General features: G+C 43.1%; 13 protein-coding genes and 1 pseudogene. All 14 read right to left on the reverse strand.

The features are described from left to right. Positions 1-219: 219 nt before the first annotated feature. The 14 genes and pseudogenes from H581_RS39710 to H581_RS0120505 all read right to left on the reverse strand — a co-directional run bounded on the left by H581_RS39710 (position 220) and on the right by H581_RS0120505 (position 14807). The gene (locus tag H581_RS39710) at positions 220-630 is read right to left on the reverse strand and encodes a rhodanese-like domain-containing protein (RefSeq protein ID WP_051251127.1); all 411 of its coding nucleotides are present in this window, start codon (positions 628-630) and stop codon (positions 220-222) included. Between the two features lie 8 nt (positions 631-638). Beyond that, positions 639-1571, reverse strand: coding sequence for a thioredoxin-disulfide reductase (trxB, locus tag H581_RS0120440; RefSeq protein WP_028611639.1), 933 nt, complete (start codon positions 1569-1571; stop codon positions 639-641). 206 nt (positions 1572-1777) lie between these two features. Continuing rightward, on the reverse strand, positions 1778-2863 hold the full coding sequence (locus H581_RS0120445; RefSeq protein ID WP_028611640.1) for a flavin monoamine oxidase family protein: 1086 nt from the start codon (positions 2861-2863) through the stop codon (positions 1778-1780). Then, the gene (locus H581_RS0120450; protein WP_028611641.1) at positions 2860-3519 is read right to left on the reverse strand and encodes an ArsR/SmtB family transcription factor; all 660 of its coding nucleotides are present in this window, start codon (positions 3517-3519) and stop codon (positions 2860-2862) included. Before H581_RS0120450 ends, H581_RS0120445 begins: the two co-directional genes overlap by 4 nt. Before the next feature lie 81 nt (positions 3520-3600). Continuing rightward, positions 3601-3906 carry a thioredoxin gene (trxA, locus tag H581_RS0120455; RefSeq protein WP_028611642.1) on the reverse strand — a complete coding sequence of 102 codons (306 nt, stop codon included), beginning with the start codon at positions 3904-3906 and terminating at the stop codon, positions 3601-3603. An 89-nt stretch (positions 3907-3995) separates the two neighbouring features. Then, positions 3996-4121: pseudogene (locus tag H581_RS39020) on the reverse strand (N-acetyl-alpha-D-glucosaminyl L-malate synthase BshA); the annotation flags it as partial. A 40-nt stretch (positions 4122-4161) separates the two neighbouring features. Then, positions 4162-4926, reverse strand: a complete 765-nt coding sequence (locus tag H581_RS34765) for a zinc-binding dehydrogenase (RefSeq protein ID WP_245600104.1) — start codon at positions 4924-4926, stop codon at positions 4162-4164. A 37-nt stretch (positions 4927-4963) separates the two neighbouring features. Continuing rightward, complete coding sequence (locus tag H581_RS39025; RefSeq protein WP_245600105.1) at positions 4964-5125, reverse strand: hypothetical protein; 162 nt, start codon at positions 5123-5125, stop codon at positions 4964-4966. Between the two features lie 615 nt (positions 5126-5740). After that, complete coding sequence (locus H581_RS0120465; protein ID WP_028611643.1) at positions 5741-6394, reverse strand: ArsR/SmtB family transcription factor; 654 nt, start codon at positions 6392-6394, stop codon at positions 5741-5743. Between the two features lie 1254 nt (positions 6395-7648). Beyond that, positions 7649-9181 carry an AAA family ATPase gene (locus tag H581_RS34770; RefSeq protein ID WP_051251129.1) on the reverse strand — a complete coding sequence of 511 codons (1533 nt, stop codon included), beginning with the start codon at positions 9179-9181 and terminating at the stop codon, positions 7649-7651. After that, positions 9138-10166 carry an exonuclease SbcCD subunit D gene (locus H581_RS34775; RefSeq protein ID WP_084134688.1) on the reverse strand — a complete coding sequence of 343 codons (1029 nt, stop codon included), beginning with the start codon at positions 10164-10166 and terminating at the stop codon, positions 9138-9140. The genes H581_RS34770 and H581_RS34775 overlap by 44 nt, the downstream gene beginning before the upstream one ends. Positions 10167-11016: 850 nt before the next feature. Next, a complete protein-coding gene (locus H581_RS38025) occupies positions 11017-11187 on the reverse strand; it encodes a plasmid mobilization protein (RefSeq protein WP_156889650.1) in 171 nt (56 codons plus the stop codon). 1201 nt (positions 11188-12388) lie between these two features. Continuing rightward, positions 12389-12622, reverse strand: a complete 234-nt coding sequence (locus H581_RS39030; protein ID WP_342663445.1) for a transposase — start codon at positions 12620-12622, stop codon at positions 12389-12391. 763 nt (positions 12623-13385) lie between these two features. After that, positions 13386-14807 carry an NAD-dependent malic enzyme gene (locus H581_RS0120505; protein WP_028611645.1) on the reverse strand — a complete coding sequence of 474 codons (1422 nt, stop codon included), beginning with the start codon at positions 14805-14807 and terminating at the stop codon, positions 13386-13388. Positions 14808-14818 lie beyond the last annotated feature (11 nt).

Here is a 14818-nt window from a genome sequence, read left to right on the forward strand (position 1 = left end):
CACCCCCAGATAAAAGCTTTGTTCAATTCTCCACATGTTGCGCCTGTTGTTTCGTACTCGACGAGCTCATCAAGTGAATGAACGTTGCCAGCAGACCAAGCAATGCCAAGACTGCAACAATGTCCATCACCGTATGCATGCTAGGCAGTAGTTGATACGGCTGAGTAGGTTCATTCGAACTGTTAAGAACAGCTGTAATAATCGCTAGGGAGATTGATGCTACATTTTTTTCATTTCATCCAGCGTTTCATCCTTGTGTTGGAACAACTTGATCTGATTTAAAACCGGCCCATGCACCGTATATAATTTGCGGAACCCATTCCGTTGAAGAATTCGGGCGGCCTTCTTGCTTTTGAAACAATCATCAGCCAGGATCATAACCTCATCCTCAGGGGATAGTTCCTTATTCCATAAAAAGGGTAGTCGGCCTAACGAAATATTGATCGAATCCGGAATGTGCGCCTTATCGAAATCCGTGACATCCCTTACATCAAGTAGCTTAATTGAGGAAGGCAACTTGTTTATGCTATCCCTTAAGTTCATTTTTAAACATGATAGGTAATGAACGGGTCCAACTTGACGAATAATCCATATGAGAACAACCATGAGCAGGATAAATAGAGTGTACATATTATTCACTACTCTTTGTGTCCGTGAGATTCAACGAATTTTTCACTATCGATGGCTGCCATAGCGCCACTCCCTGCCGCAGTGATGGCTTGACGGTAGTGGCTGTCCTGTACGTCGCCACAAGCGAATACACCGGGAATATTGGTCTCCGTCGTACCTGGAGCAGTGACAATATAACCATTCGCATCCGTTGTTATCTGCCCATCCAGAAAGTTGGTATTCGGATGATGCCCAATAGCCACAAACACCCCATTGGCATGAATGACTTCTTCTTCACCCGTTGCATTATTTCGGACTTTCAATCCGGTTACCCCACTGTCTCCAGCGATGACTTCAACTGGTGTCTTGTTTAGTGACCATTCGATTTTTTCGTTGGCACGCGCACGGTCTTGCATGATCTTAGAAGCTCTCAGCTCGTCGCGGCGGTGTACTAAAATGACTTTGGATGCGAAGCGTGTCAAGTAGTTCGCTTCTTCCAGTGCGGTGTCACCACCACCGACAACAATCAATTCTTTGTTTCGAAAAAAGAAACCGTCACATGTGGCACATGTGCTGACACCACGACCGACATTTTCTTGTTCAAATGGAATTCCAAGGTACTTGGCACTCGCACCGGTTGAAATAATGAGCGTTTCGGTTACAATCTCACCTTTCCCTTCCACTTGCAATTTAAACGGGCGTTCGGATAGATCCGTTTTATTAACCCAACCTGTATAAAATTCAGCCCCAAAGCGTTCGGCCTGTTTTCGCATGTTGTCCATCAATTCAGGACCCAGAATCCCCTCTGGAAATCCAGGGTAATTTTCAATTTCCGTGGTTGTGGTTAATTGGCCTCCAGGTTCTGGTCCTTCAATGACAAGTGGGTTCATATTGGCACGAGCCAGGTAAATGGCTGCGGTCAGTCCTGCAGGACCTGTCCCTACGATAACCGATTTATACATGTTTCATTCCTCCATTCGTTGCCAAGCGTTTATTTATATTATTCAATTGAATAATTGAATTATAGTACCAAACGTTCCTTTCGTCAAGCGGTGACTTTCTACCCTGACTTTATGTCTTCGCTTCAAACCAAACAAACACATTTATATTGGAACTATGCTTTTTACGGGACGCTATCGTATTGGATTGAGCATGTCAACAATTGTTTTTATAACTCAACGAGTTCAGATACCGCTCGCTCGGCTGATCGAAGCGCACCTTCAAGGTGTCCGCCCTGTTCATAAGCAGTTTCTGTGCCTGCAAAAATGATCTTTTTTCCCCAACTCTCCAAGCCTACAGGGGGGCCATAACTTGGGTAGTCGCGAAGTGGTTCGGCATCTTCAGCAACCGCCGTATCTGGATCACTGGACCAATCCTTATAAAGAAGGGCTTTCATGTTTGCGGCGGATGGTCCGAAAAGCCGAGTCAACTGTTCCACGACAAGTTTGAGAACCTTTTCCTTTCCCAGCTCTTGGCGCGTCTTCGCTGGCATCCCAAAGAAACCAAAAAGTGCACCTGCGCCTGCATCAGGCGATGCATCCTGGATTTCCTGTAAAGGTCCTACCCAGCTTGACACGAGGCCAGAAAGCCCTATTTCGCGCCAAAATGGACGATCGTAAACTGCAACTGCTTTAGCCTGTGCTGCCATCCAAGTGGGTTTGTTGACCAAGCTAGTCTTTAGATCGGGAGAGAGCTCAGGCCGGAAGGTAATGTTTCGCGCTACGACCCGGGGCGGTAAGGTTATAATGACTGCACTTGCACGGATACTGTCCCTTATGCCATCTGCTTCAAGTGTGATGTTACCATTTCCTTCCTGACGGATCGAAGTCACTTGCGTGTTAAGTTGGATCGTCCCTGTTGGAAGTGTAGCGGCTACGGCATCGATGAGGGACTGAACACCTCCAATAAACCGAACCGATCTTTCAACATTTCCTTCTGGCATCACATATTGCTGTGCGGGTTCATTTCGAGATCGCTCAAATAGCATGAGTCCTTTATTGTACTGATCAAATGTCTCTAAACCGAGTTCTTTAACGAGCTTGGTAATGGTTCGCTCATAACGTGGCCAGAACCATGTTGGACCTAGATCGAATCTGCCGAGGTCAGGCCTCTCCGCAACCTCTTTACTTAAAACTCTTCCACCAATACGTCCTCGTGCTTCTAGTACGCTGCACTTGATGCCTTGTGCTGTAAGCAATGATGCCGTACGTAGGCCGCTTAAACCTGCGCCAACAATGATCACTGGATCATTCACAAACATTTCAATTTCCACTCCTGCACCCCTTCATCGATTCGAAAGGCGGTAAATCCCTTATTCTGCATATGTTCCACGGCCTCTGTTGTATTCACGCAATAGGGACCTCTACAATAAGCTGCAAGTTCTACATGCTTTGGCAGCGTTTGAAGGTATTCATCGAGTTCTTCCATTGGTACCGATATCGCTCCTTCAATATGCCCCGCCTCATACTCGTCTTTAGGGCGAAGATCCAACACAATAATCGTGTTAGCAGCCATTCTCTTAAGCAACTCTTCTTTAGAAATCGTCTGAATACCTTCATATTGATGAAGCAGGTCTTCTTTAATACGAGGTATATCGGAAAGCCGGTTCTCGCAGAGCTTCCATAAAACAATTAAAAACTCGGTCACTATAGGTTCTTCTAGGCTATATATCGCATAAGTTCCCTCTTTTCTGAATTTCACCAGTCGTGAATCCAACAAGATTTGAAGATGCCGCGATACGTTGGCAACATTCATACCGGTCTGTTGAGCTAAAAGTTCAACAGATTTAGGACCGTTCGAAAGTAAATCCAAGAGTTCAAGCCGCTTGTCGCTGGACAAACATTTTCCGATGCGGGCATATTGCTGATATAGTCTTTCTTTAATGGATGGTTCTGAATGTGTGTGATTCATAAAATCCCCCCTTTCCATTCTCATTGAAAATCGGAAATTGCTTATCCAAAGCATTGCCGACTTTATTCTATTCAATCCGGATTAATTGCCAGCCAACTTTATGATTTTTTTCTTGAGTATGTGCTCTTGGTTTAAATCAAACATTTTATCCACCAGCTTGCCGTCTTTAAACAGCAGCAAAGTGGGAATACTTCTAATGCCAAATTGCGAAGCCAATTCTGTCTCGTTGTCGACATTGACTTTGGCAAGTGTTGCTTGCCCCTTCAGCTCATCAGCTAATTCCTCTACAATCGGAAGTTGAACTTTGCATGGCCCGCGCCAAGGTGCCCAGGAATCAACCAAGGTTACGCCAGACTGGATATGGCTTTGAAATGTCTCTTTCGTCAGTGCTCACTCGCATACCGGCTGTAGATTATTGGTCTCGATCTCAAGAACGCGGTAACCTCTCATAGTGAGCTGTAATCAGATCATTGCAAATCATTACGTAGCGATGAACAGCTGCGCGGATAGTAGACTCGTTTCTCCACGAAGTTGTACGTCAGGTCGATAGCACCCGATATATCCAGTAACTCCCGCGTTTCGCGAATCAGATCGTTCGAAACGAGAACAAAGAGCGACCTATAAACCGCTCTTTGTTTCGATTCATTCAGAAATGCTGAGCACGGCACGAAATCGTGTCTTTGCCGACATCATTTTATCATACGCTTCACTAGCACGTTCCAAGGGGAATACTTCAATCATAGGCCGTACATCGGTCAGCACACTGAAGCGAACCGCCGCTTCAATTTCTTTAGATTGTCCAGTAAACGTACCCCGCACTGTATTAGGGCCTTTTAAAAAGTCCATTGCGGACAATTCCAAAGGTTCACCAGAACCAGCTACTATAATGAGCTCACCATCTGTACCCAGCCCATTTATCAAGGAAGAAATAACTTTAGCATTTGGCGCAGTAGCGAGAATGACTTTGGCACCGCCTAAGACTTTTAGTGCTTGGGCCGGATCTTCTTTTTCGGAATCAATGTAGTAATGTGCTCCAAGCTCTCGTACCAGCTTCTCTTTATCCCCACCACGTGAGATGGCAACGGTTTGAAAGCCTGCTTTCTTTGCGTACTGTACCGCAAGGTGCCCGAGTTCACCAATACCGGAAATGGCTACAAGATCGCCAGGCCGAGCCTTGCTGTTTCGCAGGGCACTAAACGTAGTTTCGCCAGCGCACATCAGCGGAGCTGCATCTTTGGAGGATACTTCATTTGGAATGCTAGTCAGACCATCTTCAAAGGCAACCATGTATTCTGCATAGCCGCCGTCCATGGTTAGACCCGTCACATGATTGTGACCCCCATGCCATCCAATACCTACACGTTGCCCAATTTTCCATTTCGTCGAACCTGTCCCAAGCTCCTCCACGATACCGATTACTTCATGACCCGGAATCCGCGGATACTCAGGGGGTGGCTCCTCCAATGGCCATCGAGTCCCCATTACATACCCCGCATGCTTCTACACGAAGAAGCACTTGCCCTTCTCCAGGTTGAGGCACTGGGATCTCGACCAGCTTCATTTTTTCGCCCTTGTACGGTATTTGTATAGCTTTCATCATTTTCATTACATCTTACCTCCTACAGTTCGGTTGTGGAACTCATTTAGTATATGACAGAAATAAAATATATTCAATTGTATAATTGTATACTTGAATAATAAAATAATTAGACCATAGGTTATCTTATTAAATTATTTCCTCCCGCCCACATGAATATTATAGTTTGTGGTTGACACTTGTGAGGCGGACAAGTATTTTGTCCTTTCGAAGATGATTTGCAGCGATCCACGCTTTTCGAGGTTTAAAGTATGTTTCCATTTCAGTTTTAATTTCCTTGTTCACTTTTGTATTCAGTCAAATATTTGAATAAAAATAAGTAAACCTTATTTCGTCAAGTACATTCCCTTTGCCTGCGAACAGATCCGCCGCTGCTTTAGACGATTTCTGCTAATAGCGATATAAAGATTAACAACTAAAAAAAGCCGCTATTTCCCAAGACAGAAATAAAGCAGCAACCGTATTATTCAAATTAATGATCGTGCAAGCGCTGGCCTGTATGCATTATGTTAGGATGTATATTCCAGTATGAATAATGACACCCGTCCTTAACCCTGATTGTAGTTTTGGAGCATACAAAAACGCAGCATCTGGGCTGCGTTTTTTGGGTTAAGAAGGACTGCCTTAACTGGTCCGCCATTCCTGTACACCTTCTTCGATACGATAAGCTTTGAACCACTTTTTCTGCATTTGTTCAACGGCTTGTGTGGTGAATACGCAATACGGTCCTCGGCAATAGGCTGCAATTTCGGTATCTTGCGGTAAATCTTGAAGATAGCCATCAAGCTCTTCCATTGGAACAGATAACGCTCCATCAATGTGCTCCGTCTCGTATTCGTCTCTAGGGCGAATATCCAAAACAAGAATCGTTCCCTCTTTCATCCGACCCAGTAATTCCTTCTTGGATATGGTACGAACATTATTGTAGTGTTGAAATATATCTTGCTTGAGACGCGATACATCAGAAAGCTGATGTTCAGAAACTTTCCATAAGGACATCAAAAATTCTTCGACCGCTGGATTAGTCAATGAGTAAATGACATAGGTTCCCTTTTTTGTGAATCTCACTAGATTGGCATCTAATAAAATTTGAAGATGACGCGACACATTGGCAACACTCATCCCCGTCTGATGAGCTAGATTTTCTACGGCTTTAGGACCGTTTGATAGCAAACTCAAAATCTCTAGTCTTCTCTCACTGGACAAGCATTTCCCGATTCGCGCGTACTGTAAAAATAATTTTTCTTTATATAATTCGGCTAATTTAGCGTCTTCCATAGGATCCACCATCCTTCCTTATTCAACTGAATATTTGAATTATAAGATGCTATTCTTTAAAATTCAAGTATTCCCGAAAGGTATTCCTAAATATTACAACCGGGAGGTATGTCTCTTCTTGAGCCTCGGAGTATATCATCATGAGAAATTATTCTCCCAATGGACAAGGAGAATACAATGAAAACGAAAGTAAAAAAACTCATTATTTTTTATTGTTTTTACTGTTTTGAATAATAGTAACCTTCTTTTCCCCTTCCATGTTCCGGTACTCATTCGATTAAGCCAATGCTGTTGGAATTTCTTGGCGACCTGGTTCATTGGTTCAAGCTCGTGAACAACACAAGCATTCGTTTGTATTGTCGAATTTTTTGACATTATGAACACAACCCGATGTAACTGCCGTTTGTGATTTTGACTGTGTTGTCTCTACTCAGCTAATTCATGTGCATTGACCTAAGCGTTCCACTTTAATACCGTCCCCGACTCCGAAATCAACGCAGAGGCTATGTGTTTAGAACTAATGTGTTTGGTTTTCCAAATAAATTATCCATACTTTTACAATCAGCCCTTGCATCTCAAACTTTACTCATCAAACTGATAGTGCAGCACATCTTTAATTAGTTGACACGAACTTAACGTTAAAAAACACCTTTATGTTCGGTGGCTTTCCTTTAAGTTAAAAACCCTCAACCATACTAACTGGGCCATATGCTACTCGAGCTCCTCGTCTTCTTACCCGACTGGATCCTTCATTATTTTACGTTAGCATTTTACTTTAAGCGAATTAATACAATATAACGAACAACGGCTAGGAAAAGTTCTCAACCTGTTGCCGAATAATCCTTAATTGAAATATTCAACTCGCCAGATAATTACTCAATTTCGGCATCTAATCTTTCTTGAAGTATTTGAAGAACCAAGTCCATCCTTATCTTGGTCCATCTATGCTGTCCCTGTAAGTTTTTTTGCTTCTCGATATAATTGTTATATTCATCTAGAAACACTCTTCTAACTTCGACAATGTCTGTTTCGCTATTTCTGTACTCCTTTAATCTTATCTTTATCCGGTCTCTTAATTCTCTTAAATTACTTTTGAATCTGCCCAGCTTCTTATTATATCTTTGCTTTATATTAAATAATTCATGACTGTTTTGGGCCTTTTGCAAGTTTAGTTGCGTTTGTCCTTGATTATACGCAATGTCGATTGATTTTAAATCGTTTGTCAATGCAAACTTGAAATAATCCGAAAGATTATCAAAAAACGGGTGCGCACACTATCCAGCGATTCTCTACTTCAGTATAAGCTCGTTCTGCTTGCTCAAATGCCTCGCCGTACTCTCTTTCCTCTTCTTGTTCTTTCAATGACTTTTTCACTAGGTTGAGGTACTCCAGTATAACTGTCGTCTGCTGCTGTAGTAGGGTAAGCTTTTCGGTCTTTTCCGGCAAAAGGACTGCCATCGCTTCCAATTCCTTCACCCCGGCAGCAGTGACAAATCGATCGGATTGCAGCGCCTCCAGCTCATCCTGGATATTCTTGTATTGATTCGACAATACATCAGATTCTGACGCAAGAGTCAAAACAAATTGCTCTATCTGAGAGATTTCCTTGACGGTTGGCAGATAGCCTTGTAGTCGGTTTAGGTCAAGCAGAGTCTGCTTTCTCAGCTCTTCATTAACCTCTTCCTGCTTATAATGCACTATGGCTACTTGAAGTGTTGCCTCCGCTTGCTCGCGTCCAATGAGAGCATCTTCAAGGAGCTTACACTTGCGGATCAATTCAACGGACATCTCCCCATGAAGCTGCTCGTAGACATCGAGGTGAACGACTTCCCTAGCACGTTCGAGCCGCGCCGTCTTTTGCAGTATATCCTGCTCCTGCTCTAGCAATTGTTGTTTAGTCGTGACTTTCTGATCCAGGAGGATGAATTGCTCTTTCACATTCTTGGCTTGATGATTTACAGCTGTTTGTTCATGTTGCTTGGTTAATTCTGCTTGCAGCTGCTGCTTCCTTACATCCATTTGCTTGGCATAATAATCAGTCTCTAGCTCTAAAGCTTCCAGTACTTGAAATGTATTGTAATGCTGTTGCTGAAATACGTTATACAGGGCCGAGCCTTCCCGCCCGGCTAGAGAGCCCTTCAAATTGCCGATATGATACTCTTTAATATTTGCCAATTCCGTGCAGATTTGTTGCATTTGCTTCCGCTTCTCATTGAGCTGATCGGCGACGTATTTGTACAACCCTGTCTTAAAAATCCGACGTAGGATCTCCTCTTTATTTTCCGTTTCTGAAGTGAGCAGCTTGCGGAATTCGCCTTGTGGCAGCATAACGATTTGACTGAACTGCTCTTTCGTGAGACCAATGATTTCCCGAAGCTTCTCATCAACCTGGGATACAATTAATCTGTCCGTGAGAGGGAGCACTCCACCATGGACGACTTCATACAGCTCATATCTATCCTCCGTCGGGCCTTTATTGCCTTCCTTTACATGAGCCAGTTGGCGGAATACTCGGTACTTCCTACCTTTCAACTCGAAAATGAAATCTACTGAAGTATACATATTGTCATCGGCAAAATGACTGCGAAGCATTCGACTGTCGTTCCTATCCTCTCCGCTTGCATCTCCATATAAAGCAAAACTGATGGCATCAAAAATGGATGTTTTCCCCGCCCCCGTATTTCCAGATACGACAAACAACCTGTGCCCCATGAGCTCTGAGAAATCAATAATCTCCTGATCCTTATACGGCCCGAACGCCGTCATCGTAAGCTTCAATGGTCTCATGGCGCTCACCTTCCTTCTTGTAGATTTCCTGCAGAGTTTCGATAAACAATCTCTCTGTTTCCGACGATAGCTCGTTTCCTCTTACCTCTTTATAAAAGACTTGGAACAGGGATAGTTCATCCATCTTCGCTCGTCCATCTACCGCTAAAGCTTCTCCAATCAGCCCAGTAATGGCCATCTTCCGTTCTACATGCATAGCATTCGGATAAACAGAACGAACCCGTTCCATTGGGGATATCACCAAATTTTCATCAAGCAATCGGACAAATACGTAGTCATCATTAATCGGGTGACGCTCAATATCCGCCATCAGACCTTCAATCGTCCGCATATCATGCCGTGGCTCCAGCTCTTTTTTCTTAACTGTTGCATTTCCGTGCTGATCCAATTCGACAACAAGATATCCCTTGTTATGGTGTTCTTCCGAAATGGAATACTTCAAAGGCGAGCCGGCATACCGGATCGTTTCGTCCCCTAAATGATGGTCCTGATGCAGATGACCAAGGGCCGAGTAATTGAATCCTTCCAAGTGTCGGGCGCTTACGTGCTCTGCCCCACCTATGGAAAGCGGCCGTTCCGAATCGCTAGTATTTTCCTGAGCTTCGCCACCAGGCGTTACAAACGCATGCCCGACGAACACATGACGTGCGCGCGAGTCTAAGGTTACTTTGAGGGTTTCGATAATCTTCCTCATGGCATCATCATGTGTTTTAATAGTTTCATCACCAAGTAAATAGCGTACTTTTCCAGGCTCGGCATACGGTATGAGATGGAAATGAACCTCGCCAGCCTCATCATCTAGCACTACCGGTTCAAATGGATATGTAAGTTCCCCCGCGATATGTAGACCTGACGCTTTCATAATGCTGCTGCCGAAATCAAGACGACTAGGACTATCATGATTACCGGCTACCGCTACAACAGGTATTTTCAATTCCTGTCTTTGCTCAATTTCACAATTTGGCTGTCTTTTTCTGACTATCAAAGGAACCTCCTAAACTATCAATTAGCAATAGTATTGGCAATAAAGATATAATCTAAAACAAAAAGAGCGGCACAAAATGAGAGATGTACCTGTTGTACACCTGCTCATCTCGTGCCGCGTCGCTAGAAGCGATATGGTTACCACATTTGGGAAAGTTACGGTCAAGCTCTTCGTAATTGAACGATACATGCGATTGTTAGCCGTGTATTGCGCTACCAATTCCCGAATGATGGAAGTGGTCCGTTATGACATATGAAATGACCACTTTGTTCCTATTCGGTTTGGCAATATTGTGTTAGTAATGCAGCAAGGGGGAGACTTCCCGACTCCCATGCAATCGGCTGTCATCAACTACACTACCTAACCAAGTAATCTTTAATGGTTCCATCCGAGTCTATGACCCGTATGAATTTATCCACACTGTCTAGAAATCGGTTTAATCCCTCAAGGTTACTACATTTTCATTTGGTGTCATACATACTGTTGACTCCTTCTGGACAGTGTACATGAAAAAACGAAGACAATTCCTGACCTCCTCTTATCATCATTATTTTAAAAAAGTGGACTTTGCGCTTCCTAGAAACGGAAATATTGAAAAAAGTATATAATACACCACAACTTTTGCCGATGCAAAATATATGTGAATTAATGAATGATTCAAAGGAGTACTTAATGTCTGACCTATTAATAAGGGTGCTTCGATTCCCTTCAAAAATCGAGTATTTTATCTTTCACAAACACTTATTACTTTCATTTAACCTTATTCTTCTAACAGTGTTTGCCTACTCTATTATTAAAGATAAACAACCTATGTATTTCTTTCTCTACCTGATAATTTTACCTTTCACACTTATTGTGAAGCCAAAATTACTTGCGAGAAGTCTCGTTTGATGATATATCCTTCAATCGCCATTTTTCGTATGTTTTGACTTCGGTTTAGCTCTACTATCTCTGCTTTTTTATCGATAAGTTCGAGCTCTTTTTCGGTTACTCTTATTTCGATTTTTGAAGATTTATTCATAACTTTTCACCGCCTTTTGGGTTTGGGCGACGCCCATTGCAGGGGTATTAGGGGGCACCCCTAACAAGCGTTTTCGGATTTGTCCTAACAAATCCAATGCTTGCTATCTCTATCCATCATTCTTCATTCCTACCCTCATTCTATCATTTCCATCATTTGGTTTAAAGATCAAAACGAGTATCTATGGTTTAAATGGGTTTACTTCGAATCAGGGTGATATGACTTGTTTGTCAGCGTAATATGTAAATCTTTAGAGCGGTACTAGCTGAAGTTGGTACTCCTCTTCCTTACATTTTTTAAATTACAATGGAGCTGAAGAATAACTTTAGATAGGAGAACTCCATGAGAAGAGTCGAGTTAGAAGCTTTATTATATTTTGGTGTGCTGGGATAGCGTTTCTTTTGGTCATCCTATTTGCAGTAATTAGATTTAAAAAAACACATTTTTTTCGTCAATCATTGTTTCAATCCATTGGTTTAGCGATACTGTTATATGGTACTGCTTGCTTGTGGTGGTTACATTTTGCTAAAGATGGGTTATCTCAAATTTTCGGTATAATGTACTATGGAATCGGATTTATTGTAAATTGTTTTGTTAATACTGGCGTTTTATATTTCTTGAAAAAGAAGTAATCCATTATGGTTAAGAGCACTCAGTTGTGCACCACAAAAATCTGCTTTAATACACGACACAACTTTGCTAAAATTAAAAACGCGACACAAAACCGCTTGAATAACAGTTTTGTGACGTGTTTTTTCGCTGCAGCCTATTCATGGGTTATTGAGCTATAGTACCCGTCCCTCGATTTTAAGGGTTTATCTCACATACACTCACTCATTCGCAGGATTTCATCACCATGGATTAGTAAGGAAGGTGGGGAACGCAGGGAGCGAGAGCCGTTAGTCCAGTATTTGGGCATGCGGGAACAGAGGGATCGCTTTAGCCATTCCCTTTCGCTTCACTCTACTGCACGCAAACTCCACATTTGCCCTGGTGTTTACCATCCCATGGCTCGACGGGTCTATGCCCTTACATTCCATCGTCATACTTATCCAAGGTGTGGAGACCGATAGCGTTTAGCTTTGTTCGAAATCCTGCGAATGAGTCAATATACGTGATGGGGCATTACCTTAAGCTGCTTGTGAAACGAGATAGCTGGCTTTTTCGGGAGAGAATGTTTCTGCTCGATGGACCATACCGATTAGAATTCGTGCACTTTACCTACAAGCTTGAAGACAGACTGTTGCTTTTTCATATGCTTTACTTGAACATTGTGCTGATGTAATTCTTGAAAGATCGGATTAATTCCGATGAGTTGAATGGTCGCTAAGTATAGATATTTCCTTAGGCTGGAATCTCCTCGTTTGGAGATGATGATCTGTCCTTTCCTTTTCCCCGATGTACTTTCTGCGAGATTCAGATCGGATTTGCGCAGTAACTGACGCCCATGTTCATACTATCTAAGGTCACCTGCACCTGCTAAGATGGCCGCGACGAAGAGACCAAGGCCCTTGATGGAACGGAGCTGAACGGCCATGGGAATCTCCTCTAGCCGCTGCATATGTTTTCGCGAAACTCCTTCAGTGTAGCCATCGAACGCTTACAAGTCCAATCCTTAAAAACTGAACTATACTCCGGGAAACGGATATCCAGCCACCGAATGATACGATTTTGTAACCGGAAGAGTGGAAGTCAGGCCTAATGACAGCCGTAGCGGCTATGAAGCGTTTAGACATGAAGCATAGAACCTTTTACAGACATGTAAAAGAATATGAAAATCACTGTTGTCAAAAGTAAATGCATGTTTATCAACCATTACGCTACGACTAAAGGGAGGAACTGTTCAACAAAAAAAATGCAGCGCCGACTCCACAAATTGAGACGCGCTACATTTGTTATCCATAATCTCACTAACGTTGCATAAACTTCTCATCTTATATAGTCAAAATTCAGAAAACTATTTTTCAACTTGAAATCAAAAAGGTCGAACATCCCTTAAAGGTAGCCCTATCTATTTGGTAGTTTATCTAAATTCATACATCGATGACCTTTAACTAGCCCTCGGCTTATTGCCTTTTAAATGGAGGGCTTTATCGTTAGCCGTGGAATAGATTCTAATGAACCTCAGAAAAATCTGAGGTCTTTGACAAACTACATTTTATTCATTGGATTCTCTTCAATCTCCATTCTTCGCCTACCTATCTAAACTCCCGCGGTATTCGACGAGCCACCCCGGTACGGATTGCGGCCTGCACGACCTGATCGCTGACGACACTTACTACTTTGTTATTGAACACGCTCGGAATAATATACATCTTGTTTAACTCTTCTTCGGTTATTACGGATGCGATGGCTTCCGCTGCCGCTAGCTTCATCTCTTCATTAATCGTAGTCGCCCTGCAATTTAATGCACCGCGGAATATGCCTGGAAAACAAAGTACGTTATTAATCTGATTGGGATAATCAGATCGTCCCGTAGCGATAACAGCGACCAGATCCTCCACCACTTCCGGATTGATTTCGGGTACCGGATTAGCCATGGCGAATATGATCGGATCGGCTGCCATGAAGAAAATATCTTCCCGTTTAAGGATGCCACCTGTGGAAAGCCCGATAAATACATCGGCATCCTTCAATACCTCCCTTAGTGAACCGCTCTCTCTATAAGGGTTAGTGTGATTCGCGAACCATTTCCAGTGCGGATTTGCATATTCTTTTCCAGCTATAAGCGCTCCTTCCCGGTCGACACCGATTAAGTTTCCGACTCCTGCAGACATTAATATTTTGCTGCAAGCGATACCTGCCGCTCCAATCCCACAGACGACTACTTTAATTTCGCTAATCTGTTTACCAACTACCCTCAACGCATTTATTAACCCGGCATATAGTACGACCGCGGTACCATGCTGATCATCATGAAACACGGGAACATCCAATTCCTGCCTAAGCCTGCTTTCGATTTCAAAGCAACGAGGAGATGATATATCCTCCAAGTTAATACCCCCAAAAGCTGGGGCAATGTTTTTAATCGTCTGAATGATAGCTTCAGTATCCTGAGTTTCAAGGCAGATCGGGAAGGCGTCTACATCTGCTAACTGTTTAAACAGCATCGCTTTTCCTTCCATTACAGGCATTGCCGCGTACGGTCCTATATTCCCGAGTCCCAGCACAGCCGTTCCATCCGATATGACAGCTACCGTATTTCGTTTTATGGTTAACGTGAAAGCTTTATTCTGATCCTCCCGGATCGCCATACATACACGAGCAACATCGGGTGTATACACTCTGGATAAATCATCACGGTTCTGGATGGGCGTTTTAGGCTTCATCTCGATCTTTCCGCCAAGGTGCATAAGAAAGGTCCGATCGGATACATTGATCAGTCTGACGCCGGATATACACTTGACAGCATCTATGATCCTCTCAATTTGGTTGCTTTCTTTGACCGTGACGGTTATGTCCCGGACAGTAAAATCCCTGCCCGTTTGAATGACATCAATAGCGATAATGTCGCCTCCCAGTCTGGAAATAGGCTGTGCCACATCCCCAAAACTGACTTTTTCGATTTGAATTTCGATCCGCAAGATTATACTTTTTCCACTCAACGCTATGCTTTCCATAGGAGACCTCC

It is taken from the genome of Paenibacillus harenae DSM 16969 (assembly GCF_000422465.1).
Classification (GTDB): domain Bacteria; phylum Bacillota; class Bacilli; order Paenibacillales; family Paenibacillaceae; genus Pristimantibacillus; species Pristimantibacillus harenae.